This is a genomic window from Streptomyces sp. NPDC051636, from assembly GCF_044453765.1.
Lineage (GTDB): Bacteria > Actinomycetota > Actinomycetes > Streptomycetales > Streptomycetaceae > Streptomyces.
Map to the genome: position 1 here is coordinate 446,381 of NZ_JBITDA010000002.1, position 25,569 is coordinate 471,949.

Here is a 25,569-nt window from a genome sequence, read left to right on the forward strand (position 1 = left end):
ACAAGTACTCACTACTGATCGTGAACGAACAGAATCTGGCGTGGTGCCAAACGTGTCCGCTAAGGGTGCGAGCGCCTGCACCTGCGCCGGTGACCACATCGGCCGGAATCGGCTCTTGACAGCGGCACCGCTCACCGTGCAAGGGCGACGTTCGCGCGGAAGCGGGACCCACTAGGCTGGAACTCCGAGTGACGCACCTGATCACTGTGAGTGTGCGCGATGGAGTGGCCACGATGAGCCCGGTGTACCCGTTCGACGACGCCGCCACGGCGCGGGCCGTCATCGACGACGCGGGAACGCTGGTCGAGTGGAACGGCGGCGCGCGGCGGCTGCTGGGCTGGCACGCCGCCGAAGTCGTGGGCCGCCCCGCCGTGAACCTCCTGGCCTCCGGCGGCGAGCGGCTGTCCTTCGCCCCGCGCGGTGACCGCTGGTCGGGCACCGTCACGTTGTGCCACCGCGACGGCTCCGCGGTGTCCGTCTGGGTGCTCGCCCATCACCGGCCGCCGGACAAGGACGGCCGGGGCCACTGGCTCGTGGTCACGCCGCTGCGGGATGGCGGCCCAGGCTCCCCCGACGACCCGCTGGAGCGGACCGGGCTCCTTCAGTCACCCTGCGCCGTCGCCATCTACGACGACCAGTTGCGGCTGCGCCGGATGAACGACGCCATGGCCGAGGTGCTCGGGCTGCCCGAGGAGAACGTGCGCGGGCTGCGGATGCCCGAGATGAGCGGCCGGCCGCAGAGCGCGGACGTCGAGCGGCACCTGCACCGCGTGCTCACCAGCGGCCGCGGCGACGACGTGCGGACGTACCTGCCGATCGGCGGTGACGGCCCCACGAACGCCTGGCTGGCCCGGATGGCGCCGATCACCGACGACACCGGGCGGGTGCGCGGCGTGTGCGTCGCCGCCCACGACTTCACCGAGCAGTACCTGGCACGGGAGCGGCTGCAGATCGTGAACGAGGCGAGCGTGCGCATCGGCAGCACGCTCGACGTCGTCCGTACGGCACAGGAACTGGCGGACGTGTGCGTGCCGGCGCTCGCCGACTTCATGACCGTCGACCTGCTGGACCCCCAGGAATCCGGCGGCGAGCCCCCGGCCCGGGTCACCGCGCCCGTCCGGCTGCGCCGGGTCGTGCACCGGTCCCTGCTGCCGGGCACCCCGGAGGCCGTGGCCCACGTCGGGCAGGTCGAGTTCTACCCCGCCTTCTCCCCGCAGGCCGACTCGCTCGTGGCGGGCCGTACGATCGTCGCCTCCGTGCCCTCCGGCGACCTGGAGCCGTGGCTGAACCGGAGCCCGGTGCGCGCCGAGCGGGTGCGGGAGTACGGCATCCACTCCACGATGTCCGTGCCGATCCGGGCCCGCGGCCTGACCCTCGGGGTCGCCGTGTTCACCCGGCACCGGCGACCCGACCCGTTCTCGGCGGACGACGTGCTGCTCGCCGAGGAGGTCACGGCCCGCGCCGCCGTCTGCATCGACAACGCCCGCCGCTACTCCCGCGAGCGGGAGACCGCCCTCGCCCTCCAGCGCAGCCTGCTGCCCCGCTCCCTGCCGCGCACGGCCGCACTGCGGGCCGCCTGCCGCTATCTGCCCGCGGCGCGCGCCGGGGTGGGCGGCGACTGGTTCGACGTGATCCCGCTGTCCGGGATGCGGGTCGCCATGGTCGTCGGGGACGTCGTCGGACACGGCGTCCAGGCCTCGGCCACCATGGGCCGGCTGCGCACCGCCGTGCGCACCCTCGCCGACATCGACCTCGCCCCGGACGAACTGCTCACCCACCTCGACGACCTGGTGCTGCGGCTGGCGGAGGAGTCGGGCGGCGAGGGCAGCACCGGCGAGGTCGGCGCGACCTGCCTGTACGCCGTGTACGACCCGGTCTCGCGCCGCTGCGCGCTGGCCCGCGCCGGGCATCCCGCGCCCGTGCTGCTCCCGCCCGGCGGCGAGCCCCGGCAGGTCGACCTTCCCGCCGGGCCCCCGCTCGGGCTCGGCGGGCTGCCCTTCGAGTCCGCCGAGCTGTACCTGCCCGAGGGCAGCGTGCTCTCCCTCTTCACCAACGGTCTGATCGAGTCCCGCGACCGGGACGCCGAGGCCGGACACCGGCTGCTGAGCCGGACCCTGGGGACGTACACGGACTCGCTGGAGGAGACCTGCGACCGCATCCTGCACGCCCTGCTCCCGGAAGGCGGCGCCGCCGACGACGTGGCGCTGCTGCTCGCCCGCACCCAGGGGCTGCCCGCCTTCCAGGTGGCGACCTGGGACATCCCCGCCGACCCGGCGCTGGTCGCCCCGATCCGCAAGCAGGTGGTCGAGCAACTGGACCGCTGGTCACTGAGCGAGGCCGCGTTCACGACGGAGCTGGTGGTCAGCGAGCTGGTCACCAACGCCATCCGGTACGGCTCCCGTCCCATCCGGCTGCGGCTGATCCACGACGCGGACACGCTGATCTGCGAGGTGTCCGACTCCAGCCACACCGCCCCGCACCTGCGCCGCGCCAAGATCTTCGACGAGGGCGGCCGGGGGCTGCTGCTGGTCGCCCAGCTCACGCAGCGGTGGGGCAGCCGGCACACGGCGGAGGGCAAGACGATCTGGGCGGAACTGGCGCTGTACGGGGACGCGTAGCCGGCGAGAAGCGGCTCAGGAGGCGGTCAGCCAGGGACGTACCTGTTTGCGGGCCTCGTGCAGCCGGGACTTCAGCGTGCCGAGCGGGATGCCGACGCGCTCGGCGACCTCGGCGTAGTCCAGCTGGCAGATGTCCCGGTAGACCAGCGGCGCCACCAGGTGCGGATGCTCCCGCTCCAGGCGCTCCAGCGCCTCCAGCAAGTCGACGCGGGAGCCCGCGATGACGCTGGTGGTGCGCGGGTCGACGCACGCGGAGGGCTCGAGGGCGACGGGCTGTTCGGCGGCGTGCCGCTTCAGCTCGCGGTACTTCTGGCGGGCGCAGTTGGCGACGACCGTGTACAGCCAGGTGCTGAAGCGGCTGCGGCCCTCGAAGGTGGAGATCCGCCGGGCGATCTGCAGCAGCACGTCCTGCGCGGCCTCCTCCGCGTCCTCCCGGCAGGGCAGGAAGCGTCCGCAGCGCCTCACGACCTCGGGCCGGACCTCCGTCAGCAGCCGCTCCAGGGCCGCCGGGTCGCCCGCGGCGGCGCGGCGGGCGAGGTCTTCGGTCAGCGCCGCGTCGTGCACCGTGGGTCCCCCTTGGAGTCGATCTCAGGGCAGGCATGATAGTCGTATGCACTCCCCCGAGCGGATCGGCCGCTATCGCCTGCAACGACGCCTGGGCACCGGTGCGTTCGGCACGGTGTGGCTCGCCCAGGACGACCAGCTCGAGGCCCCGGTGGCGGTGAAGGTGCTCGCCGAGAACTGGTCGCACCGCCTCGACGTGCGCGACCGGTTCCTGTCCGAGGCGCGGCTGCTGCGCAAGGCCGACTCCGCCCGGGTGGTGCAGGTCTACGACATCGGTGAACTGCCGGACGGCAGGCCTTACTTCGTCATGGAGTACGCCGACGCCGGCACCCTCGCCGACCTGCCGGCCCATGGCCCGCTCCCGGTGGGCGAGGCGCTGCGGCTGACAGCGCTGGCCGCCCGGAGCGCGGCGGCACTGCACGAGGCGGGAATCGTGCACCGGGACGTCAAGCCGAGCAACGTACTGCTGCGCACCGCGCCGGACGGCACCCGCCGGGTGCTGCTGGCCGACCTGGGGCTGGCCAAGACCCTGGCGCAGGCCTCGGGGCTGACCCTGGCCGCGGGTTCGGCCGGATACCAGCCGCCGGAGCAGGCCGAGCCGGGCGCGGGCATCGACGCGCGGGCCGACGTGTACAGCCTGGGTGCGGTCGGCTACGAGCTGGTCACGGGAACGGTGCCGGGGCCGCCGGGCAGGGTCGTACCGCCGCAGCGGCTGCGCCCGGACCTCCCTGACGAGGTCCAGCGCGCCCTGATGCGGGCGCTGGAGCCGGACCGGGAGCGGCGCTGGCCGAGCGCGGAGGTGTTCGCGGACGAGCTGGACCGGCTGGCCGCGCGGGCGTCCGCGGCGCCGCGCCGGCGCCGGTTCGACGGCCTGCGGAAGAGGATCGGCGCCGTCACCCTCTCGGCCGCAGCGGTCCTGGCCGCCGGGGCCGCGGCCGTCGCGGTCACCCTGGCGCACGGACGCTCCTCGTCCGGTTCCTCCGCCGAGGAGGTGCGGGTCAAGGACTCCACCGGCCGGATCGTGGCCGAGGTGCCGTCAGGCTGGGGCCGCCAGCTGCGCGACGCCGGCTGGAACCCGAAGGCGCTGGGCCTGGCGTCCGGGCACGAGCCGGGGCTCGCGGTCGCCGACGACCTGGCGAAGTGGTCGGACCTGGGCGCGGACGTGGACGGCGTGTTCGTCGGCCTGAGCGAGCACGGCGACGTGACGGACAAGGTGGACGCCCTCGCCCACAGCGGCTGCCGCTACGACGGCGGCCGCGCCTACACCGGCGCGGCCTGGAACGGCCGGATCCGCACCTGGAGCGGCTGCCCGGGCGGCGGCTCGATCAGCGAGACCGCACTGCGCCCGGCGAGCGGCGAGGACGGGCCTCAGGTGTATGTGCAGATACGCCAATCCCGGGGCACCGACGCCACGGACCGCATACTCCGCTCCCTGCGGGTCACCTGACGGGTGACGCCGGAAAACCCGCACGGAAGAACGGGCGAAAAAACCGCGGGAACCGTGAACTTTTCCCGCGGCCCGCGCATCGGACTCTCATGACGGCGCACGAGGCGCCGAAGAACACGCGCCGACGCGGTGCGTGCCATGACCTTCCAGGAGTGTTGAGAGACATGGCGTACACGTCCCAGTCCTTGCATCGAGCGGCCGTGCTCGGGAGTGCGGTCGCCGTACTCGGCCTCCTGAGCGCCTGCGGCGGCGACACCGGCAGCGGTGCTCCGCAGAAGGTGCCGGGGAACGCGTCGCCCGCCTCGGACGTCTCGGACGTCTCGGCGGACAGCGGCAGCACCACGGCGGTGGCGCCGAGCGGCGCCCCGTCCGGCTCGTCCGCCCCGTCCGGTACGTCGGCCTCGACGAAGCCGGCCGGCCGGGCGAGCGCGGGTGGCGACACCGCCACGACGAACGCCACGAGCACCCGCTGCCACACCTCTGAGCTGCGTGCCGCGGTGGGCCGCAACAACCCGGGCGCGGGCCAGGAGAACTTCCCCATCGTCCTCACCAACAAGTCCGTCCGGACCTGCACGCTGCACGGCTATCCGGGCGCCGCCTTCGTGAACGCCTCCGGCAGCCGGCTCGGCCCGGACCCGAAGCGTTCCCCGGGCAAGCCCGCCACGGTGACACTGAGGCCCGGTCAGAGCGCCTGGGCGGGCCTGAGCTTCTCCAACCCGGAGGTCAGCGGCGCGAAGACGGCGACGCCGGCCGCGCTCCTGGTCACCCCGCCGGACGAGCGGGACCAGCTGAAGGTGAAGTGGACGGCCGGTCCGGTGCCGGTGTCCGGCAACTCCTCGTCCGTGTTCCTGACGGTCTTCAGCCCCGGCACCGGCGCCTGACCGAGCCCGTATCCAGCCCGTATCCAACCCGACCCGGACCCCGCTTGCCCCTCCCCCGGCAGCGGGGTCCGTCATTGTGCCGTCACAACCGTCACAGGAAGGAAACAGGCGCCGTCCGCCGCGATCTTTCCGCCGTACCCGCCCATCGAACCCGTCGACCGCACAGCGAGAAGGCCCCGACGGGGCCGCGACGAGGGAATCGGGGACGAGACATGAGCGGCATCTCACGCAGGCGTCTGCTGACGGCGGGAGCGACGGCGGGTGCGCTGGGCGCCCTGTCCGCCTGTTCGGCCGGGGGACTGTCGGTGGGCGGCGACGGTTCCGGGGGCGGCGGGAGCACGGCGCAGGCCCGGCCGGTGAAGCCGATCGGCGACGGCTCCACCGCCGACACCGGGGCGCAGCCGCACCAGCCGAAGGCCGCACGGATGAAGGCGGGCACCCGGCCGCCGCAGTTCGTGGTGTTCTCCTGGGACGGCGCGGGCGAGGTCAGCAACAAGCTGTTCTCCCGCTTCCGCGAGGTGGCCGCAGACCACGACGCGTCGATGACCTTCTTCCTCAGCGGCATCTACACGCTGCCGGAGTCCAAGAAGCACCTCTACCATCCGCCGCGGCACGCGGTCGGCGCGTCCGCGATCGGCTACCTCGCCGACCGGCACATCCACGCAACGCTGCAGCAGCTGCGCTCCGCCTGGCTGGAGGGACACGAGATCGGCACCCACTTCAACGGGCACTTCTGCGGCGCGGACGGGGTGCGCAACTGGTCGGGCGCCGAGTGGCGCAGCGAGATCGAGCAGGCGGTCCGCTTCGTCACCGAGTGGAAGACCAACACCGGCTTCACCCACCTCGACCCGCTGCCCTTCGACTACCGCAAGGAACTGATCGGCGGTCGCACCCCCTGTCTGGAGGGCCAGGCCAACCTGCTGCCCACGGCGGCCGCCTGGGCCGTGGTGCGGGAGGCGGTGATGGCCGTCCCCGCCGCCGCGGTCGCCGTCACCACCTGCGCGAGCTCGCTGGAGCACGGCCGGGCCGAGGCGGAGCGGCTCGGCCCGGTGGTCGGCTTCCCGGCGGCGGTGCTGATGCTCGCCCGGCGGTTCGAGCGGCAGGTGGTGGCCGCCGCCGAGGGCGCCGATCCGCTGGTGCCGGCCCGCGACGGGGACCGGGCCCGGCTCGGCCCGCGCAGCCTGGGCCCGGCCGTGCGCTTCGCCGTCGACCACGCGCCCTGCCCGGTACCGCTGGTGTGGCCGGAGTCTGCGCCGGACCTGACGGCGATGCCGCCTCCCCCGCCGTCGCGCCACCGTTGAGCGGCGGTGTCCCCGGTCAGCGGCGCCCGTGTCCGAAGCCGGAGCCCGAGCCGTATCCGGGGCCGTAGCCCCGTCCGCCGCCGTCCTGCCCGTCCCCGTCGCAGTAGTACGGGTTGTACGCGCACGGGTCGGTGGAGCTCGTGCTCGACGGCGTCGGTCGCGGGGTCGACGCCGTCGCCGACGGGGTGGGCGTCGGCGACGGTCTCTTCGCGGCCTTGGGCGTGGCCGGAGTGGAGGGTGTCGTCGTCAAGGGCGTGGTGTGGGCGTCCCAGTTGACGTTCTGCATCTGCAGGTCGGGCTTGGCGGTGTCGATGACCCAGCGCTGGACGTCGGTGTCCGCGCGGGTCTTGAGCACAAGGGCACCCGCGCCGTCGGTGGCGGCGGGGGTGAGCGCCAGATCCTGGTCCCCGCGGGGTACCAGGGCGCCCTGGAGGGTGAAGTCGTAGCGGACGCTCGTGCCGGCCGCGGCCGTGCACGGGGCGAGCTGGACCGAGTAGCCGAGGTGGGAGTCCAGGCACAGGTCGGGGGCGGCCGCGTTGCGCAGCAGTCCGTCGGTCTCGTACGTCCACTGCTGGCTCGCCGCCGAGGAGCAGATGGCGAGTTCCGTCTCGGCGCCCTTGACGGCCTTCTTGCCGACGACGCCGACGCAGAGCCCGGAGGCGAGGTTGTGCAGCCGGCCGCGCAGGGTGCCCTTGGCGGTCGCGCTGGAGCCGGCCCACGACGGGTTCGTGGTGGGGGAGCCGGAGCCCGGCGACTTCGCCCCCTTGCCACCCGCGGCGGTGTCGGTGCCGTCGCCCGAGCCGAGCACGGTCCACAGCACCAGCGGCAGCACGACCAGACCGCTCACGGTCGCCACGGCCAGGGCGAGGTTGCGACGCCGTGCCCGGCGGACCGCCCGCTGCGTGGCACGGCGGGAGGCGGGAGGCGGTGCGTTGCCCGGCGCGGAGGGGCCGGAGGCGGCACCGGATTCGATGCGGGGCGCCGAACGGCGGAACGCCGTCCTGGACGGGGTGCGGGAGGCGGCACGGCGGGAGACCGCACGGGCCTCGGCACGGGACGCGGGTGCGGTGCGGGCGGGGGAATCGTCCGCCGCGGGGGCGGCTGCCGTGGTGGCGAAGGGCTCACCGCCCGCCAGTCCGGCCGCCGTGCCGTCGAAGGGCTCACCGCCCGCCGGTGCGGGTGCCGGGACGTCGAAGGCCTCGCCCCCGGCGAGCCCGGCGGCGATCGCGGCCGCGTGCTCACTCCCGGCGGATCCGGCGGGGTGCTGCCCGGGCTCCGGCTCGGCGGTCTGCTCGGCGTGGGCCGCCCGGGCCGCCACGTACTCCGCGGCGCCCCAGCCGAGGACCGCCTCGGCCAGGGCGAAGCCGAGCCCCGCGTTGAACTCGTTCAGCTGGTCGGCGGTGTGCCGGCAGTGCCGGCAGCCGTTCAGGTGCTGCTGGAGGTCCGGGTCGACGTCGATCCCGCCGCGCCGGTAGGTGACGTCCAGCATCCGGATGTAGCGCAGGCACTCGTCGTCGTCGGCGAGTTCGCGGTGCACCTGCAGGCACTCCTCGCGCAGCCGCTCCCGGGCACGCCGGAGCTCGACGCGGGCGCCCTCCTCGTCGAGGCCGAGCAGTCCGGCGGGTATCGCCAGGGGTTCGGACTCGACCTCGGTGTGCCACAGCAGGGCGCGGGCCGACTGGCGCAGCCGCTGGAACGCCCCGGAGACCAGGCGCCGGTGCGACGGGGGCAGCAGCCGGGCCGCCGCGCGGCCCTCGCCGACGGAGCGCACGTCGGGGTGGAGGAGTTCGTGCCGGCCGTCCTTGTCCCACTCGGCGGCGATGCGGCGCACGGTGACCAGGAGCTGGGGCCGCCAGGCGGAGGTCGGCCCCGCCTGTCTGAGCGACGCGCCGAAGAGCCGGGTGAAGGCCGCGGTGGTGAGCATGCCGGCCGCGCGCGCTCCGTCGGTGCACAGCCGGGCGTAGGCGAAGGCGGCTTCCCAGTGCCGGTCGAGGAGTTCACCGACAGGATGCAGCGCGGGTGTCGCTCCCGTCCACCTTTTCAGCTCCGCGCTCAGCTGCTCGTCCGTGACGTCGAACGCCCGGGGCGGGGTGGGGGAATTCGACAGGCCTGCGTCATTCACGGCTGCATTCCTCCAAGACGCAACGCGGGATTTAGTCCATACCAAACGGGTATGCTATCCGGCCCTACAACGCGACCGGGACGACCCGTACAGGATTCGGCATCTCGAACGTCCGCCTTCGGCAGCTCTTTTGAAGCGTGGGGGCGTACGGGAGCGGCCTCTCGCATGCAGAGAGACGAAGAATATCGCCTGCACGCCGAACAGGGCACACCTTCGCACAGGTCAGCGGGCCGGAACAAGGGATCTTCGGGTTTTGCGCATTGCTCGCCCGGCCACGGAATTTGACCCATTGTCAACAGGGATCTTTTTGCGGGTTGCCGCCGCCTCGGCACGGTTATTGCCCGGTACGCGCCCGGCGGGACCCGTACCGCTCCCGAAGGGCGGGGGAGCCGGTCCGTGCGGTACGACAGTTCGCGCCGCACGGACCCCGCTGACCGTCAGTGCCCGCTGATGGCGTGCGGGGTGCAGGGCTCCTGGAGTGCCTCGAACTCCTTGTCGCTGGGCTCCAGTCCGACGGCGGCCACCGCGTCCTCGATGTGCTGCGGCTCGCCCGCGCCGACGATGGGCGCGGCCACCGTGTCCTGGTGCAGCACCCGCGCGAGGGCGACCCGGGCGCGCGGGACGACCCGCTCGCCGGCGATGCGGGTGACGGCCTCGACGATCGAACGGCGACGTTCGCCCCGGTGCCCGATCACGTCCTCGAGGAGATCGTCGACACGATCTTCCTCCCCCTGGTGCGTTGACCGACCGCAGCAACTCACGATCGAGACTTCGTGGCACCAACCTCATGAGACAGCACACCCAGAGCTGCCCAGCCCTGCGGTGCGGCCCTCAGGGTGTCGGCGAGGCCGAGGGGGTTGCGCGGGCGTCCAGGGCTGTGACCGGGCAAGAGGTATCTGCGCCCGGCCGTGTTGCTGTGCCGGGGGCCGTGCTGGAGCTGATCGTCGATGAGGCGGGCGAGCTTCGGCGGGAGCACGAAGGGGTGGTGGTTGGCCGTCATGCAGTCGGTTGCCAGAGGTGAGCGTACGCCGTCGCACGACGTCGGACGTGGGCTTCCGATGCCGACTTGACGGCGGCCGCGCGCGGGCGATTTGATCACAGTCGTGCCGTCGCGTCGGGTGCCGGCAGTCCGAGGCGGGTCGTACCCGCGGTTGATGGAGCGGTCGTGCCGGCCAAGGGGGTTTCCCGCGTCGGAGGTCTCGCGACCACCACCGGCGCGATCGTGCTTGCCGTCACCGCCGCCCTGGGGCTCGCGGGGTGCGGTTCCTCCGGCGGGACGCAGGCGGACCATTCCTCTCCCCCAACCGGCAAAGCGGGCAAGGGCGTTCGCCTCCCGCCGCGTGCCGCCGGGTTCGACTACCAGATCGGCGGCCCCTATCCCCCGCCCCGGGGGGTCCGCATCGTCAGCCGCGACCGTTCGGCGTCCCCGGCACCGGGCCTGTACAACATCTGCTACGTCAACGCCTTCCAGGCCCAGCCCGAGGAGCGCGCCTCCTGGCCCGCCGGCCTGCTGCTGCGCGACGCCGACGGCAAGGTGGTCGTCGACAGGGACTGGAACGAGCCGCTGCTGGACATCCGCACACCCGCCAAGCGTGAACGCGTGGCCGAGCGGGTCGACCGCTGGATCGACGAGTGCGCCGCCAAGGGCTTCGACGCGGTCGAGCCGGACAACTACGACAGCTACACCCGCTCCCGGCACCTGGTCACCGCCGACGACGCGACCGCCTTCATCGCCCTCCTCTCCCGGCACGCGCACGCCCGGCACCTGGCCATCGGCCAGAAGAACACCGCGGAACTGGCCGGGGCCGGGAAGCGGACCGGGCTGGACTTCGCGGTGGCGGAGGAGTGCGCCGAGTACGACGAGTGCGGGACGTACGCCAAGGCCTTCGACGACCGGGTCCTGGTCATCGAGTACTCGGACGCCGGCCTGCGCAAGGCCGTCGCGGGCTTCGGCGGGCGGCTGAGCATCGTGCGCCGGGACCGACTGGTCTCGACACCCGGCAGCGACGGGTATGTCCGCGAGGTGCGGTGAGGGCCGGGGCCGACCGGAGCATCGGCCCCGGCCCCGGGTTGCTGCCCGCAGGTGACGGGTCGGCGTGGGAGCGGCCGGATGATCGTATCGCTGCCGCATCCTCGGCGCAGGCGACCGGCGCCCGGCCGGTCACGGCCGTACGGAGGAACCGCCGTGCCGACACGTCCTACCACCTTGAGGATCCTGGCCGGGGCGGCACTGCTGCCCCTCGCCCTCGTCTCGCCCGCCTGGGGGCGGCCGGTTCCCGCACGGGCGGTGGCGGCCGAGCCGCCGTCCACGCTGTGCGCGACCGCCGGGGTCCTGCGCGGCGAGCACGGCCAGCGGGCCACCGTCAGCCTCTGCGCGGGCAACGGCACCCCCGCCATGTCCGTCTCCGCCCCGGCGGCCTGCGGGCGAGCGGGCACGCGCGTGCGGTACACCTGTCAGACCACCGGCACCTGGACGGCCCTGCACGGCGGGAGAACCGCCGCGTCCGCGACGCTGCCCGGATCGGTCCCGTACCCCGGCCCGGGGACGTACGACATCTCGGCCACCGTGCGCGTCCGCTCGGCGCCCGCCGGGGTCGACCTCCAGGGCACCGTCCAGGCCACGCTCACCCTCACCGCGCCCCTGCCGGAGCCGACGCACCGCATCGAGGTGGACCGCGGCACGGTGCGGGCCGGCTCGGTGACCACCCTGACGTACACGATCCACCGGGACAGCGACCAGGGCGACGGCAGCGCGCGCTTCGGGCTCATCGGCGAGGAGGGCACGGGGATGAAGGTGTCCACCTCCGACCGCCGCTGCGTCAATCCGCTGGTCGGCCGCTACCCGTCGAGGACCCGGCTGGCCCACTCCCTGGACTGCGCGCTCACCGACCTCCAGCCGGGCCATCCCGCCAAGGTGGCCGTCCGGGTGGCGGTCAAGGGCACCTGCTCCACGCTGGTGTCCAAGCTGGGCTACTGGATGCCGCAGGGCCAGACCCTCTACACGGGCGGCATGCTGGCGGGGCCGACGGTCATCTGCCGCTAGGGGTGTCCAGCAGGTCCAGCGCCCGTTCCCAGGCGAAGTCCGGCCGCCCGCCGTCGACGGCCGGCTCGCCGGAGTACGGGTCGCCGAACCGGACGCCCATCCCGCCCAGGCGTATCAGGCTCTCCTGGTAGGCGGGGTGGGCGGCCAGGGCATCGGCCACGCAGGGCAGGACGGCGATCGGCACGCCGAGGCCCGCGGCCTCGCACAGGGTGCCCAGGGCGAGGGTGTCGGCGACCCCGGCCGCCCACTTGTTGACCGTGTTGAAGGTGGCGGGGGCCACCACCACCGCGTCGGGCGGCGGGAACGGGCGCGGGTCGCCGGGGCTGCGCCACGCGGAGCGGATGGGGCGGCCGGTCTGCGCCTCGACGGCGGCGGTGTCGAAGAAGCCGCCCATCGCGACCGGCGTCGCGATGACGCCGACCTCCCAGTCCCGTTCCTGGGCGGCGGTGATCAGCTTGCTGACGTCCGCCGCGATCCCGGCCGCGCAGACGACGAGGTGGAGAAAGGGCTTCCCGGCCTGTCCGGTCATCCGGGAACCCTACTGGAGCGGAAAGGACAGCCCCCGCTCGGCCTCCGGCCGCGGGCCGTGGATCCTGCGCTCGTGCTCCTCGATGCGCACATCGTTGATGCTCGCCTCCCGACGGGTCATCAGCCCGTGCGTGTCGAACTCCCACAACTCGTTGCCGTACGACCGCCACCACTGGCCGTCGGCGTCCCGGCACTCGTACTGGAAGCGGACCGCGATGCGGTCGCCGTCGAAGGCCCACAGGTCCTTGCGCAGCGCGTACTCGTGCTCGCGCGCCCACTTGGCGGTGAGGAACTCCACGATCGCGGCCCGGCCGGTGACGAAGGTGTCGCGGTTGCGCCAGACCGAGTCCTCGGAGTAGGCGAGCGCGACCCGCTGCGGGTCGCGGGTGTTCCAGGCGTCCTCGGCGGCCTGCACCTTCTGCGCGGCGGTCTCGCGGGTGAAGGGCGGCAGCGGCGGGCGGTCGGTCATGGCTTCCTTTTCCACGGGCCTCTACGGGCGGGCCGTCCCCTCCGTCGGCATGGACGACATCCGGGGTGCCTCGGGCGTCTCACTCCAGCGGCTCCACCAGCTCTTCCCCCGAAGGAGCAACCGGTGGCAGCCTACTGGAGCGGCGGGACGGCCGGCGCGGTCGCCTCGCGCAACGCCTACGGCGGACATCGAGCGGCCGGGAGCCGGGTCAGTCCGCCGGATCCGGCAGCGTGATGGCGCCGACCGGGCAGGCGCGGGCCGCCTCCCGGACCATCGGGTCGCCGCCGCCGTCCTCCCGGCCGGGAAGCAGCGTGCTGAAGCCGTCGTCGTCCTGGGTGAAGACGCCCGGGGCGGCCAGGGCACACTGGCCCGCGCCGATGCAGACGTCCTCGTCGATGTCGATACGCGCGAGGTCGTGGGCCATGACCGGAGCCTCTTACCAGGTCACGGGGAGTTCCAGCATCCCCTGGATCGTGTCGCCCGGCTTGAAGGGGATGGCCTCCGGCGGGGCGGCCAGGCGCAGGCCGGGCAGCCGCCGCCACAGCGTCCCGAGGGCGATCTCCAGCTCGGCGCGGGCCAGGTTCTGGCCGAGGCACTGGTGGATGCCGAAGCCGAAGCCCACATGGTGCCGGGCCGTGCGGTGCCAGTCCAGGGTGTCGGGTTCGGGATAGACGGACGCGTCGCGGTTGATGACCGAGGTGGAGAAGACCACGCCCTCGCCGGCCCGGATGGTCGCCCCTTCCACCTCGATGTCCTCCAGGGCGGTCCGCAGCAGCCCGTCGGCGATCGACAGCAGCCGCATCAGCTCCTCGACGGCGACGGGCAGCAGCGCGGGGTCGGCGCGGAGTTCGGCCAGCCGCTCGGGGTGCCGCAGGAGCGTGTAGGTGCCGAGCGAGATCATGTTGGCGGTGGTCTCGTGGCCGGCGACCAGCAGGATGGACGCCAGCGAGACGGCTTCCGCGCGGTCCACCGTGCCCTCGCGCAGCTGGTGGTGGACCAGGTCGTCGAGGATGCCGTCGCCGGGCTCCGGCTGCTTGGCCTTGCCGTCGATCAACTCGCCCAGATAGGCCTCGAGTCGGTCGCGGGCGTCCAGGGTGTCGGCGGGCTCCGGGCCGCGCAGCAGGCGGCGGGACTGTTCCTCGAAGAACTCGTGGTCGGCGTACGGGACGCCCAGCAGGGAGCAGATCACCATGGACGGCACGGGCAGCGCGAACGCGCTCACCAGCTCGGCGGGCGGCCCCTGGGCGATCGTCTCGTCCAGCCGCTCGTCGACGATCCGCTGGATGGCGGGGCGCAGTTCGGTGGCGCGCCGGAGGGTGAAGGCGGGGACCACCATCCGCCGTTGGGCGTGGTGTTCGGGGTCGTCCCGGCCGAGGAGCGCGAGCTTGCGGTCACGGGTCACCGCGATGCGGGGCGTGATCGTCGGAAAGCCGGGGCGGGTGCGGTCGGAGGACAGACGCGGGTCGGACAGCAGCGCGCGGGCGGCGGCGTGGCCGGTGACCAGCCAGACGGGCCGGCCGTCGAACAGGGTGACGCGGGCCAGCGGGCGGTGCGCGCGCAGCGGGTCGTAGGCGGTCGGCGGCTGGTAGGGGCAGGTGCGGTCCTGGGGGAAGGCGACGGGCTCACGCTGAGCCATCGGTTCGGTCGAGCCGGTCGGTTCCGTTGATTCCGTCGTTTCCATCAATTCCGTCGATTCCGTCATGGCGGACCTCGCAGACGAAGGGTGCGTCGTGCCGATCTTTTATTAGATGCCCCGGGCATCTATGCGGCGACGACAAGTTCGGCCAGATCGGTGATCCGCGCCTTCTGGCCGAACATCGTGCTCGCTGCCGCCGTGACCGCGCCGATATTCGGTTGCCGGTTCCGGTTCGCGGGCCGCACGATCGGGCGCATGTTCACCACTGACGTCCTCCTGCCGCCGGCCTCCGCCGCCGTCTTCCCGGTGCGGGGCGGGCAGCAGCCCGGCCGCCCCCGGAGGTCCGAGCCCGCGCGCCCGTGACGGCCGCGCTCGTCGCGGGCCTGCTCGCGGGCTACGGCGTGGCCGTACCCGTCGGCGCGGTCGCGACCTACCTGGTCTCCCTCACCGCCCGTACGACCCTGCGGACCGGCGCCTGTGCCGCCCTCGGCGTGGCGAGCGCGGACGGCCTCTACGCGCTGCTGGCCACGGTGGGCGGCTCCGCCCTCGCGGCGGCGCTGCGGCCGCTGCTCGGACCGCTGCGCTGGGCCTCGGCCCTGGTGCTGGCGGCGCTGGCGGTGCTGGGCGCGGTGACCGCCGTTCAGCAGTACCGCGCGCACCGGCTCACCACCCGGCCGGACCGGCCGCCGCCCAGCCCCGGGCGGGCCTACCTGGGCCTCCTCGGGATCACCCTCCTCAACCCCACGACGGTGGTCTACTTCGCCGCCCTGGTGCTCGGCACCCGCGCCCAGGACGCCGTACGCCCCCTGGAGCAGGGCGTCTTCGTCCTTGCCGCCTTCGCCGCCTCCGCCAGCTGGCAGCTGCTGGTCGCCGGCGGCGGCGCACTCCTCGGCCGCGCCCTCACCGGGCACCGGGGACGGTTGGTCACGGCGCTGCTGTCGAGCGGGGTGACCATGGGGCTGGCGGTGCGGGCGGCGGTGGCGCCGGGATGAGGCGGTCCCGGTCTGGCGCGATGGAACCGCCCGGCGCGCCGGTCCTGCTGCCGGATCTCGCCATGCGCGCGCGTGGTACGGATGAATCGTGGACCGGCCGATGTTGAAACAGGACGCCAACCGGCCGCAGGACCGTCGAAGGGACGAACGTCATGCCTCTTGAGGGCGAGTACGAGCCCAGTCCGACCCAGTGGGTGCGCGAGCAGGTCGAGTTGTACGAGAGCTCCGGCGGCACCAAGGGGACGACGCTGCTGGAGACGGGGCTGCCCGTGATCCTGCTGACGACCCGGGGCGCCAAGAGCGGAAAGATCCGCAAGACGCCGCTGATGCGGGTGGAACACGAGGGGCGGTACGCCGTGGTCGCCTCGCAGGGCGGCGCTCCCAGGCATCCGGTGTGGTACTTCAACATCAAGGCCGACCCGCACGTGGAACTGCGGGACGGCCCCGTCAGGCAGGACATGAAAGCCCGTGAGGTCACCGGCGAGGAGAAGGCCGAGTGGTGGGAGCGGGCGGTGGCCGCGTACCCGCCGTACGCCGACTACCAGAAGAAGACCTCCCGGCAGATCCCGGTCTTCGTCCTCGAACCGGCCGACGCGGACTGAGCGCCGGGCGGGGACCGAGCGCCCGGGCGGGGACCGATTCCGGCCCCGGAGCGCCGTCTTTTAGAAAAATCTGTTTCGGGGAGGCATGAACCGCCTCCGCTCCGGGCACCCGCCTGTCAGGCCCCGCCGCGTTCCCCCGTCGCGGCGGGGCTTTCTCGTGCCTCGCCCGCCGGCCGGTCGGTGACATCGAGGAAGATCTGGTCGGCCTCGGGGACGGCCTCGGCCAGGGAGCGCTTGATGCGCACGGCGGCCTCCTCGACCCGCTCGCTGTCCAGGCCGGGCACGAAGTCGATACGGGCGGCGACCAGGGTCGAGTCGAGCCCCATCTTCATCGTGAACAGCGCCTCCACGCTGTCGATCTCGTGCTCCTCCTCCAGCAGCGCCCGGATCCGGCCGCTGAGCTCGGGGTCGGCGGCCTCCCCGATGAGCTGGTCGCGGGCGTCGCAGCCCAGCCGGTAGGCGACGTACACGAGCAGCACGCCGATCGCCAGCGAGGCGGACGCCTCCCAGACGACCTGGCCGGTGGCCATGTGCAGGGCCATGCCGGCGATGGCGAGGGTCACGCCCAGCACCGCCGTGCCGTCCTCGGCGACGACGGTGCGCAGGGCGGGGTCGCGCATGCTGCCCAGGCTGCCGCCCTGCCGGTACACCTGGTGCAGCGCCCGGAACAGGGAGGCGCCCTCGGCCAGCAGCGCGACGCCCAGCACGATCAGGCCCGCCACATAGCCGCTGAACTTCTCCTCCGTACCGCTCCTGAGCGCCTCGAAGCCCTGGAAGAAGGAGAAGCAGCCGCCCATGACGAAGATCCCGACGGCGGCCAGGAGCGACCAGAAGAACCGCTCCTTGCCGTAGCCGAAGGGATGCCGGGTGTCGGCCGGGCGGCGGCTGCGGCGCAGCGCGGCCAGCAGGAAGACCTCGTTCAGGCTGTCGGCGACCGAGTGCGCCGCCTCCGACAGCAGGGCGGGGGAACCCGCCAGGAGGCCACCGACGGCCTTGGCCGCGGCGATCACCAGGTTGGCGGCGAGCGCCACCAGGACGGTGATCCGTGTCCTGCGGTCGGCCTTGTGGTCCTCTCCCCCGGCCCGCGTCGCGTCACGCTCCGCCGGGCGGTGTTCCGTCTTCTCTTCCGTCTTCTCTTCCGCCGATGTCCCGCTCACCACCGCCGACTGCCCCGGCCGGGGCGGCTCACACCGTGCCGACTGCGGAAATCGGGGAACGCGTTCCCCAGGACGCCCCCGGCGGCAAGGAGGAAACATGGGTGGCGACGGCAACAGCGCGTACGGCCGCAAGGCGTTCACCCGGTCCAAGAGCCACTTCACGGACCGGATCACGGCGGACGGCCGCGACGGCTGGCCGGTGGAGCCCGGCCGCTACCGTCTGGTGATCAGCCGCGCCTGTCCGTGGGCTAGCCGGGCGGTGATCTCACGCCGGCTGCTGGGCCTGGAGGACGCCCTGTCCATGGCGATCGCCGACCCCGTCCAGGACGACCGCAGCTGGCGCTTCACGCTCGACCCCGACGGCCGCGACCCCGTACTCGGCATCCGCTTCCTGGCCGAGGCCTACGACCGGCGGGAGACCGGCTACCCCGGCGGCGTGAGCGTGCCGGCGGTCGTGGACGTGCCCAGCGGGCGCCTGGTCACCAACGACTACCAGCAGCTCACCCTCGACCTTGCCACCGAGTGGACGGCCCTGCACCGCAAGGGAGCACCCGACCTCTGTCCACCCGCCCGGCGCGACGAGATCGGCGAGGTGATGGCGGACGTCTACGAGGACGTCAACAACGGCGTGTACCGGGCCGGGTTCGCCACCCGTCAGGAGGAGTACGAGGCCGCGTGCGCCGGGGTCTTCCGGCGGCTGGAGCGGCTGACGGACCGGCTCGCGCGGCAGCGCTACCTCGTCGGCGACACGATCACCGAGGCGGACATCCGGCTGTTCACCACACTGGTCCGTTTCGACGCCGTCTATCACGGTCACTTCAAGTGCAACCGGTGGAAGCTTGCGGAGAACCCGGTGCTGTGGGCCTACGCCCGGGACCTGTACCAGACGCCCGGGTTCGGTGACACGGTCGACTTCGACCACATCAAACGGCACTACTACCAGGTGCACACCGGCATCAACCCCACCGGGATCGTGCCGCTCGGGCCGGATCTCGCCGGCTGGCTCACGCCGCATCACCGGGAGGAACTCGGCGGCCGGCCGTTCGGCGACGGCACACCGCCCGGGCCGGTGCGCCCGGGCGAGGAGGTGCCGGCCGCCGGGCGGCCCTGAACCGTACACATCGCGACGAAGGAGTGTCACACGTGGCCAAGAAGAAGAAGCTGCCCCTCGCCTACCAGCCCGTCGGCTTCGTGCTGAGCTGGGCGAGCGGGGCGCTGGCCGGGCTGGCCTTCCGCCAGGCGTGGAAGGCGATCCGGCACGAGGACGACGCACCCGACGCGCTGGACCGGGACCGCGGCTGGGGCGAGGTCCTGCTGGCAGCGGCGGTCCAGGGCGCCATCTTCGCGGTGGTACGCAGCGCCGTGGACCGCACCGGGGCCAAGGCCATCGAACGCTCGACGGGGGTGTGGCCGACGAAGGACAAGGGAGGCCGGGACTGAACAGCCGTACCGGCCGGGAGTCTCCCGCTCAGCCCTGCTTGGGTGCCGTGGGAGGCACCAGGCGCAGGGTGAAGGAGTGGCCGGCCGGGTCGGCGTAGCCGCGTTGCTCGTACGGCCCGGCCGCGTCCTTCGTGTCGAGCGGCCGGCCGCCGAGCCCGACCACCCTGCGCTCGGCCTCGTCCAGGTCCTCCACCAGGAAGTCCAGGTGGGCCTGGAGGGAGTTCTCGGGGCGAGGCCAGCTCGGCGGGGTCGCGTTCATGTCGCGGCGGAACGCCAGCCGGACCCCGTCGGCGCCCCTGATCTCCACGAGGTTGGCGGACGCGGCGGCCTGCTCCCCCTCCAGCAACTCCTTGTAGAACTCGGCGAGTTTCTCGGGCTCGGCGCAGTCGAGCACCACGACGCCCGCTTTCACCAGTGCCATGCTTCCTCCGCGGGATGACAGGGACCCTCGGCAAGGCCCCTCCCCTGCGGATATCCCCGCCCGGCGGATTCAGTCGGCCACCGGCGGCTTCCCGCCCCATGTGGGGGGCGAGCGAGTGTACGCGGCTCATGAGGCGTGAGCAGTAACAGACATCACGGTCAGGTCACGGTGTAGATCATTTACGCTCTGGGCAGCCTCGTACCGCTTTTCGGCTCAACTTCCGGGCCGCGAAGTGCAGTTCGAGTGTGCGGGCGGCTGTCTGGTCACCCGCTCGCAGGGTGGGGGGACCTGCGTTCCGTCTCCGAAAGGAAGCGCATGCCTCAGGACGTCCGTTTCGACCTGCCCTTCGAGACCCCCGTCAGCGACCATCTGGAGTACGCGCGCGCCCGGCATCTGCGCTGGATCTGGGACATGGGGCTGGTGCGCAGCCAGGCCGGGTTCGCGGAGTACCAGTCCTGGGACCTGCCGCAGGCGGCGGCCCGTACCTATCCGCACGCCTCGGCGGACGACATGGTCGTGCTGATGAACTGGTTCTCGCTGGCCTTCCTGTTCGACGACCAGTTCGACGCGAACCAGCCGGACCGCGCCGACCGGATAGCCGAGGTGGCGCGCGAGCTGATCGTCACGCCGCTGCGTCCGGCGGGCAGCCGGCCGCGGGTGGTCTGCCCGATCACGCTGGCCTGGGCGGAGGTCTGGCAGCGCCTTTCGGATGGCATGTCCCTGACCTGGCGGACGCGGTTCGCGGGCTCCTGGGGGCGGTTCCTGGTGGCGCACTGCGAGGAGGTCGACCTGGCGGCGCGCGGGCTGGCCGGGACGCTGGGGCTCGACGAGTACGCGGCCTTCCGCCGCCGCACGGTCGGTATCCACCACAGCATCGACGCCGGCGAGCGCAGCCGCCGCTTCGAGGTGCCGGCACAGGTGCAGGCGCATCCGCTCATGGAGCGCATGCGCGACCTGGCCGCGGACACCATCGGGTTCATGAACGACATCCACTCCTTCGAGCGCGAGCGCCGCAGGGGCGACGGGCACAACCTGATATGCGTGCTGCAACGGGAGCGAGGCGGTTCCTGGCAGGACGCGGCGGACGAGGCGTACCGCATGACCACCACCTGCCTCGACGAGTACGTGGAACTCCAGGCGCGCGTCCCGCGGATGTGCGACGAACTCGGCCTCGACGAGGAGGAGCGCACCCGGGTGCGGATGGGCGTGGAGGCCATCCAGCACTGGATCAACGGCAACTACGAGTGGGCCCTGACCACCGGCCGCTACGCGGCGGCCAAGGAGGGCCCGGCGGTCACGGCCGAACGGGCCGGACGGGGTTCGGTGGACGACCTGCTGGCGGTGTGAGCAGGACGGCTGCCCGCCGGGTGCACGGTACGCCGGGGCGCTGACCGGATGCGGTCGGCGGCCCCGGCGGTTGCGGGCGCCCGGGACCCCGGTGCCCCGGGTACGGCTGGACAGCCCGTCCGCCCGGCGCGCCGAAGGCACAGGCCGGGCACGCCCCCGCACGCTTGGAACACCGCAGGACAGCCCGCCCGGCGGGGCGCCCCGGAGACGGACAACGCCGCTCCCGGCCGAGCGCCGGCAGGCCTACGGCGTGAACTCCACCGGCAGGCTGTCCAGTCGGGACTCCCATGTGGAGGCGGTGGAGGTCAGTTCCTCCGGGGGCACCGCGAGGCGCAGGCCGGGGAGGCGGTGCAGGAGGACGTTGACGGCGGTCTCGATGATGGCCTGGCCCAGGTTCTGGGCCGGGCACTCGTGCGGGCCGGCGCTGAAGGCCAGGTGGGACTGGTTGCCGGCCACGGAGATCCCGGTGTCCGGCCGGATCTGCGGGTCCGCGTTGCCTGCCGCGAGGCCGAGGACCAGCAGGTCGCCCTCCTTGATCGGGCAGCCGCCCAGCTCCAGGTCGGAAGTGGCGAAACGGCCCGGCAGCACGGCGAGCGGCGGGGTGTTCCACATCACCTCCTCCACGATCGCGGACATGTCCAGCTGACCGCTGACCAGCCCGGAGCGCCGGGAGGTGTCGGTGAGGATCAGCTGCAGCGCCCGGGCCAGCAGGTTGCTGGTCATGGTGTGGCCGGTGATCAGCACCAGGCGCAGGTGGTTGAGGAGCTCGTCCTCGTCCAGGCTCGCATGGTGATCGATGAGTCCGGTGGCGAAGTCGGAGGCCGGCTCCGCGCGCTTGCGGGCGGCGAGTTCACCGAGGACACCCATGATCTTCTTGTTGTGCGCGAGGGAGTCCGCGCTGCCCTTCATGATCTGGTGGCTGGACTCGGCCAGGCTGCGCCCCTCGCTCTCGGCGAGTCCGACGACGCGGGTGAGGACGAGCATCGGCAGGTGGTCGGCGAAGTCCGTCACCAGGTCGGCGCGGCCCGCACCCGCGAACGCGTCGATCTGCTTGTTGGCGAAGTGCGCGACGTGGCGGCGGATGCCGCGGCCGGTCACCGCCTGCAGGTTGTCGGTGACGGCGGTGCGCAGCCTGCGGTGCGGCTCGCCGTCCTGGGAGACGCAGTCGGGGCGCCAGCCGAGCATCTGGATCAGCGGCGAGGTGTCGGCGACCCGGCCCTCCTTCCAGTCCCGCCAGATCCGTGAATCCCGGCTGAACTGCAGGGGGTTGTCCAGCACCCGCCGGTTCTCCCGGTAGCCGAGCACCAGCCAGGCCGGGATGTCGCCCTCCAGCAGGATCGGGGCCACGGAGCCGTACTGCTTGCGCAGTTGCTCGTAGATGCCGTGCGGGTCGGTCTCCGACTCGGGGCCGTAGAGCCGGGTGATGCCCGCGCCGTGGGCGACGGGGCACCCGGCGGGGGCGTCGGGATGGCGGGGCTGGTCGTTCATCGGGGCTCCAGTGCGACGGCGGACCGTTCCTGCAGGTGGCGGATGAGCGCGACCAGCACATCGCGGCTGGAGGCCCGGTCGCGGGCGTCGCAGGCCACGACCGGAGTGTGCGGGGAGATGTCCAGGGCGTCCCGGATCTCCTCGACGGGATGCTGCTGGGAGTCGGGGAAGATGTTCAGCGCGATGACAAAGGGGACGTTCTGTCGTTCCATCTCCTCGATCGCCCGGAAGCTGGAGGCCAGCCTGCGGGTGTCCACCAGGACGACCGCGCCGAGCGCGCCCTTGAACAGGCCGTTCCACAGGAACCAGAAGCGTTCCTGGCCGGGGGTGCCGAACAGGTACAGCATCAGGCTGTCGTTGAGGCTGATCTTGCCGAAGTCGAGGCTGACGGTGGTCTCGGCCTTGTCGGCGACGCCGATGAGGTGGTCGTCGCCGACGCTGGCCTGGGTGAGCGTCTCCTCGGTGGTGAGCGGCTTGATGTCGCTGACGGAGCGGACCATGGTGGTCTTGCCGGTGCCGAACCCGCCGGCGATCATCACCTTGACCGAGCGGATGCCCCCGGCGGCGGGCCGGCCGGGATGGTCAAAGCCTTTCAAGTCCACTGAGTACCTCCTGGAGGAGCGCGAGGTCGGGCCCGCGGCCGGCGTCGTGCGCCGGGATGGGATCACGGGCTTCAATACGGCCTGCGTCCAGCAGATCCGCCAACAGCACCGCGAGAATGTTGAAGGGCAGTCCGAGGTGGGCGCCGAGTTCGGCCACCGACAGCGGATCGCGGCAGCGCCGGACTATCTCCTCGTGCTCGTGCTGCATGCCCGGTAAGGGGCCGGTGCGGGAGACGATGAGGGTCGCCACGTCGAGGCTCGACGCCGACCCGCCAGGTCTGCTGCGTCCCCCGGTGAGGACGTAGTAGCGCTCGAGACCGGACGGGTCCGTGGGTCGGCGGGGAGCACTCATCCAGAGTGCTCCTCCAGGCGCGGAGTGGTGCCGAGGAGCTCGCCCATCCGGCGGGCCAAGTCCCTCATCTGGTGTCCGAGCAGGCCCTGGTCGAGGCCCTCCCTCGCGAGGACGCCGAGATACGTCTCCACCCCGGCCCGCACGACGAACAGATGTCCGCCGTCGACCTCGATCATCGCGAGCCGCAGTTGGCCCGCGTACTTGGGGAACTGCTCGGCGACCGGCTGGGCCAGGGCCTGCAGGCCGGCCACCACGGCCGCGAAGCGGTCCACGTCGTCGGGGTCTTCGGCGCCGAAGGAGGTGATGGCCTTGCCGTCGCTGGAGGCCACCAGAGCGAAGCGGATCTCCGGGATGCTCTCGACCAGATCGCGGAGCGCCCAGCTCACGTCGGTTCCCTGTTGCGTCATGTGGACTAGTCGCTCTCTTCGTTGCGGTGCTCGGTGGACTCGCGTCCGGCGGTGCCGTGCGGCCCGTCGGACGGTGCGGGTGCCACGACGGGCTCGCGTGTGGTGTTCGGTGCGTGGTCCTCCGGGGGTTTTCGCGCGGGGTCGGTTTCATGGCCGCCGGCCCGCCCGGCCGCACCGGCGAAGCCCCGGACGCCGGCTGCCGCCCCGGCCTCGGTGAACGCCCGCTGGAACGCGGCCGGTTCACCTTCACCGGACACTCGGCCGAGTTCTCCGGCTCCGCCGAACTCACCCCGGCGAGCGGCCGGTTCGGCTTCGCCGACTCGTGCCGGCCCGGTCTCTGCGAACTCCCCGGCGCCCGCCGCCCCGGACTCCCCCGCATCACGGCCGGTGGCCGTCGGTCCCGCGTCGTGCTGCGCCGGTCCGGTGGCCGTCTGTCCGGTGCCGCCGGTGTCGCGGCCGGGTGGCGTGTCCCCGGGCTCGCGGCCCGCCGTGGCGAAGGCGGCGAGGCCTGTGAAGGACTCGTCCGGGGGGACGGCGGTGACGGAGGACGGGTCGGGGCGGGCGGCCGGGCGCGCGTCCTCCGGCTCGCGGCGCTTGCTGCGGCGGCGGGGCAGGCCGCCGGGGGTGGTGTCCATCCCGTCGGCGGTGGACACCGGCCCGGGGGCGGGGGCCTGGGCGGCCGCCGGTGCCGGAGCGGCCGCCGGGGCGGGCGCGGCGAGCGGGCTGAAGTACTTGTGCGGGACCACGACGACCACCGAGGTGCCCAGCCAGGGCGAGTCGGCGAAGGTGACCCGGATGCCGTAGCGGCGGGCGAGGATGCCGACGACGCGCAGGCCGATGTTGGCGTCCTCCGAGATGCCGCCGAGGCCGGGACCGGCCGCGGTGCCCGCGAGGGACTGCTCGGCCTCGCGCTTCTTCTCCTCGCTCAGGCCCTTGCCCGAGTCCTGGATCTCGATGCCGACGCCGTTCGGCACCTCCTTGCCGGAGACGATGACCGGCTCGGTGGGCGGGGAGTAGCGGGCGGCGTTGTCGAGGAGGTGGGCGAAGATGAGGGTGAGGTGGTCCACCAGGCCACCGTCCACACCGAGTTCGGGCAGGTGCCGTACCTCGACCCGGTGGAAGTCCTTGATCCGGCCGATGCCGCCGCGGACCACGCTGAGCAGCCGCTGCGGCTCCTGCCACTGCCGTCCGGGCCGGTCGGAGCCGCCCAGCACACCGATGCTCGCGGCGAGCGAGTCGGCGGGGCCGAGCTCCTGGTCGAGCTCCATCAGGCCCCGGGCCACGGCGGGCAGCCGCCCGTGCTCGCCCTGCATCTCGTGCAGGCGGCCACGGAGCTTGCTGGTCAGGACGTGGATACGGTTGCCGATGCTGATGACCGCCTGCTCCGCGGAGGTGGAGCGGTTGAACTCCTCCTCGACGCCGATCAGCGACGTCCGCAGGATCCGGCGCAGGTCCGCCTGGAGTTCGGCGTCGGCCTTCGCGCACTGGTTCACCGCGGGCAGTACGTCGTCGATGGCGTCGCCGGCCCGCAGCCGCTTCAGCGCCTCGGGCAGCTGTTCCCTGGCGAGCCGGGCCACCGCCTCCCGCTGGAGCGCGAGTTCCTCCTGCCACACCTCGGCCCGGTCGGCGAGCTGGGCCTCGTAGGACTTGGCCGTGTCGGCGAGCCGCTGCTCGTACGCCCGTGCCTGCTCGGTCAGCTGGGCGTCGTAGGCGGCCGTCCGCTCGGCGAGCCGGTCCTCGTAGGCGGCGGACTGCTCGGTGAGCTGCGCCTCCAGGGATGCGCGCTCGGCGCTGAACTTCCGCTCCAGGCCCGCCACATGCTGCTGCCACTTCAGGGAGTGCTCGGCCTGCGAGGTGCGGAAGTCGCCCTCGGCGCCGCGCAGTTGCCGCTGCGTGCGAATCAGCAGCCGGACACAGACGGAGCTTGCCGCGGTGGCGGCGGCACCGGCAACGGCGGCGGTTATTCGCTCCGAGCTCATGAAGGTGGCGGCAACCGTCCCGCCCCCTAAGGCCAGTGGCATCAGCCACCAGCTGTACCAGGCGACAGGGGCCCGCGCCGCCGGTGGCGGAGTGGCGAGTTCCATCTGCATCCTTCGAAAGCAACACGATCCGAACAGGGGGGGTGTGCACGTCAACTCGCGGTGACGGACTG

The 25,569-nt window shown here is 72.9% G+C and carries 25 protein-coding genes and 1 pseudogene; 11 read left to right on the forward strand and 15 right to left on the reverse strand.

Annotated features, from left to right (window positions below; translation table 11 throughout):
* The first annotated feature begins 233 nt into the window (after nt 1-233).
* A complete protein-coding gene (locus tag ACIBBH_RS05700) occupies nt 234-2,618 on the forward strand; it encodes a SpoIIE family protein phosphatase (RefSeq protein WP_399402242.1) in 2,385 nt (794 codons plus the stop codon).
* A gap of 15 nt (nt 2,619-2,633) precedes the next feature.
* Here the strand turns inward: ACIBBH_RS05700 and ACIBBH_RS05705 are convergent, their stop codons facing one another.
* Nucleotides 2,634-3,182 (reverse strand): RNA polymerase sigma factor, encoded by a 549-nt coding sequence (locus ACIBBH_RS05705; protein WP_399402245.1) that lies wholly within the window; start codon nt 3,180-3,182, stop codon nt 2,634-2,636.
* Nucleotides 3,183-3,228: 46 nt separating this feature from the next.
* On the opposite strand from ACIBBH_RS05705, the gene ACIBBH_RS05710 reads away from it, so the two are divergent.
* The 3 genes from ACIBBH_RS05710 to ACIBBH_RS05720 all read left to right on the forward strand — a co-directional run bounded on the left by ACIBBH_RS05710 (nt 3,229) and on the right by ACIBBH_RS05720 (nt 6,811).
* Nucleotides 3,229-4,629, forward strand: a complete 1,401-nt coding sequence (locus ACIBBH_RS05710) for a serine/threonine-protein kinase (RefSeq protein WP_399402247.1) — start codon at nt 3,229-3,231, stop codon at nt 4,627-4,629.
* 164 nt (nt 4,630-4,793) lie between these two features.
* The gene (locus ACIBBH_RS05715) at nt 4,794-5,510 is read left to right on the forward strand and encodes a DUF4232 domain-containing protein (RefSeq protein WP_399402249.1); all 717 of its coding nucleotides are present in this window, start codon (nt 4,794-4,796) and stop codon (nt 5,508-5,510) included.
* A gap of 212 nt (nt 5,511-5,722) precedes the next feature.
* Nucleotides 5,723-6,811, forward strand: coding sequence for a hypothetical protein (locus ACIBBH_RS05720; RefSeq protein WP_399402251.1), 1,089 nt, complete (start codon nt 5,723-5,725; stop codon nt 6,809-6,811).
* Between the two features lie 16 nt (nt 6,812-6,827).
* On the opposite strand, the gene ACIBBH_RS05725 is transcribed toward ACIBBH_RS05720, so the two are convergent.
* Nucleotides 6,828-8,933, reverse strand: a complete 2,106-nt coding sequence (locus tag ACIBBH_RS05725; RefSeq protein WP_399402252.1) for a ricin-type beta-trefoil lectin domain protein — start codon at nt 8,931-8,933, stop codon at nt 6,828-6,830.
* 437 nt (nt 8,934-9,370) lie between these two features.
* A pseudogene (locus ACIBBH_RS05730) lies at nt 9,371-9,610 on the reverse strand (aldo/keto reductase); the annotation flags it as partial.
* 488 nt (nt 9,611-10,098) lie between these two features.
* On the opposite strand from ACIBBH_RS05730, the gene ACIBBH_RS05735 reads away from it, so the two are divergent.
* Entirely contained in the window at nt 10,099-10,965 is an 867-nt protein-coding gene (locus ACIBBH_RS05735; protein ID WP_399402254.1) for an endo alpha-1,4 polygalactosaminidase, read from the forward strand.
* A 153-nt stretch (nt 10,966-11,118) separates the two neighbouring features.
* The gene (locus ACIBBH_RS05740) at nt 11,119-11,976 is read left to right on the forward strand and encodes a hypothetical protein (RefSeq protein ID WP_399402256.1); all 858 of its coding nucleotides are present in this window, start codon (nt 11,119-11,121) and stop codon (nt 11,974-11,976) included.
* On the opposite strand, the gene ACIBBH_RS05745 is transcribed toward ACIBBH_RS05740, so the two are convergent.
* The 5 genes from ACIBBH_RS05745 to ACIBBH_RS05765 form a co-directional block, all read right to left on the reverse strand.
* The gene (locus ACIBBH_RS05745; RefSeq protein WP_399402258.1) at nt 11,963-12,505 is read right to left on the reverse strand and encodes a flavoprotein; all 543 of its coding nucleotides are present in this window, start codon (nt 12,503-12,505) and stop codon (nt 11,963-11,965) included. The two genes, ACIBBH_RS05740 and ACIBBH_RS05745, sit on opposite strands and share 14 nt — an antisense overlap.
* Before the next feature lie 9 nt (nt 12,506-12,514).
* A complete protein-coding gene (locus ACIBBH_RS05750) occupies nt 12,515-12,973 on the reverse strand; it encodes a DUF1348 family protein (protein ID WP_399402260.1) in 459 nt (152 codons plus the stop codon).
* 208 nt (nt 12,974-13,181) lie between these two features.
* Nucleotides 13,182-13,397 (reverse strand): ferredoxin, encoded by a 216-nt coding sequence (locus ACIBBH_RS05755; protein ID WP_399402262.1) that lies wholly within the window; start codon nt 13,395-13,397, stop codon nt 13,182-13,184.
* A 12-nt stretch (nt 13,398-13,409) separates the two neighbouring features.
* A complete protein-coding gene (locus ACIBBH_RS05760; protein WP_399402264.1) occupies nt 13,410-14,609 on the reverse strand; it encodes a cytochrome P450 in 1,200 nt (399 codons plus the stop codon).
* A 125-nt stretch (nt 14,610-14,734) separates the two neighbouring features.
* Complete coding sequence (locus tag ACIBBH_RS05765) at nt 14,735-14,872, reverse strand: hypothetical protein (protein ID WP_399402266.1); 138 nt, start codon at nt 14,870-14,872, stop codon at nt 14,735-14,737.
* A 96-nt stretch (nt 14,873-14,968) separates the two neighbouring features.
* Here ACIBBH_RS05765 and ACIBBH_RS05770 point away from each other — a divergent pair, with 96 nt between their 5' ends.
* A complete protein-coding gene (locus ACIBBH_RS05770; RefSeq protein WP_399402268.1) occupies nt 14,969-15,601 on the forward strand; it encodes a LysE family transporter in 633 nt (210 codons plus the stop codon).
* A gap of 152 nt (nt 15,602-15,753) precedes the next feature.
* Nucleotides 15,754-16,203 (forward strand): nitroreductase family deazaflavin-dependent oxidoreductase, encoded by a 450-nt coding sequence (locus ACIBBH_RS05775; protein ID WP_399402270.1) that lies wholly within the window; start codon nt 15,754-15,756, stop codon nt 16,201-16,203.
* A 116-nt stretch (nt 16,204-16,319) separates the two neighbouring features.
* On the opposite strand, the gene ACIBBH_RS05780 is transcribed toward ACIBBH_RS05775, so the two are convergent.
* Entirely contained in the window at nt 16,320-17,459 is a 1,140-nt protein-coding gene (locus ACIBBH_RS05780; protein ID WP_399402272.1) for a cation diffusion facilitator family transporter, read from the reverse strand.
* Between ACIBBH_RS05780 and ACIBBH_RS05785 the strand changes: the two genes are divergently transcribed.
* Together ACIBBH_RS05785 and ACIBBH_RS05790 are read left to right on the forward strand one after the other, a co-directional pair.
* Complete coding sequence (locus ACIBBH_RS05785) at nt 17,458-18,471, forward strand: glutathione S-transferase family protein (RefSeq protein ID WP_399402274.1); 1,014 nt, start codon at nt 17,458-17,460, stop codon at nt 18,469-18,471. The genes ACIBBH_RS05780 and ACIBBH_RS05785 overlap by 2 nt on opposite strands.
* A gap of 32 nt (nt 18,472-18,503) precedes the next feature.
* Nucleotides 18,504-18,800, forward strand: coding sequence for a DUF4235 domain-containing protein (locus tag ACIBBH_RS05790; RefSeq protein ID WP_399402276.1), 297 nt, complete (start codon nt 18,504-18,506; stop codon nt 18,798-18,800).
* A gap of 28 nt (nt 18,801-18,828) precedes the next feature.
* Here the strand turns inward: ACIBBH_RS05790 and ACIBBH_RS05795 are convergent, their stop codons facing one another.
* On the reverse strand, nt 18,829-19,221 hold the full coding sequence (locus ACIBBH_RS05795) for a VOC family protein (RefSeq protein WP_399402278.1): 393 nt from the start codon (nt 19,219-19,221) through the stop codon (nt 18,829-18,831).
* A gap of 315 nt (nt 19,222-19,536) precedes the next feature.
* On the opposite strand from ACIBBH_RS05795, the gene ACIBBH_RS05800 reads away from it, so the two are divergent.
* Complete coding sequence (locus ACIBBH_RS05800) at nt 19,537-20,568, forward strand: 7-epi-alpha-eudesmol synthase (RefSeq protein WP_399402280.1); 1,032 nt, start codon at nt 19,537-19,539, stop codon at nt 20,566-20,568.
* A gap of 243 nt (nt 20,569-20,811) precedes the next feature.
* Here the strand turns inward: ACIBBH_RS05800 and ACIBBH_RS05805 are convergent, their stop codons facing one another.
* The 5 genes from ACIBBH_RS05805 to ACIBBH_RS05825 are packed head-to-tail and all read right to left on the reverse strand — an operon-like array spanning nt 20,812 to nt 25,501.
* Nucleotides 20,812-22,056 (reverse strand): cytochrome P450, encoded by a 1,245-nt coding sequence (locus ACIBBH_RS05805; protein WP_399402282.1) that lies wholly within the window; start codon nt 22,054-22,056, stop codon nt 20,812-20,814.
* The gene (locus tag ACIBBH_RS05810) at nt 22,053-22,658 is read right to left on the reverse strand and encodes a GTP-binding protein (RefSeq protein WP_399402284.1); all 606 of its coding nucleotides are present in this window, start codon (nt 22,656-22,658) and stop codon (nt 22,053-22,055) included. The genes ACIBBH_RS05805 and ACIBBH_RS05810 overlap by 4 nt, the downstream gene beginning before the upstream one ends.
* Nucleotides 22,639-23,010 (reverse strand): DUF742 domain-containing protein, encoded by a 372-nt coding sequence (locus ACIBBH_RS05815; RefSeq protein ID WP_399402286.1) that lies wholly within the window; start codon nt 23,008-23,010, stop codon nt 22,639-22,641. Before ACIBBH_RS05815 ends, ACIBBH_RS05810 begins: the two co-directional genes overlap by 20 nt.
* Nucleotides 23,007-23,417, reverse strand: coding sequence for a roadblock/LC7 domain-containing protein (locus ACIBBH_RS05820; protein ID WP_030043913.1), 411 nt, complete (start codon nt 23,415-23,417; stop codon nt 23,007-23,009). Before ACIBBH_RS05820 ends, ACIBBH_RS05815 begins: the two co-directional genes overlap by 4 nt.
* 5 nt (nt 23,418-23,422) lie before the next feature.
* Nucleotides 23,423-25,501 carry an ATP-binding protein gene (locus tag ACIBBH_RS05825; RefSeq protein WP_399402288.1) on the reverse strand — a complete coding sequence of 693 codons (2,079 nt, stop codon included), beginning with the start codon at nt 25,499-25,501 and terminating at the stop codon, nt 23,423-23,425.
* Nucleotides 25,502-25,569 lie beyond the last annotated feature (68 nt).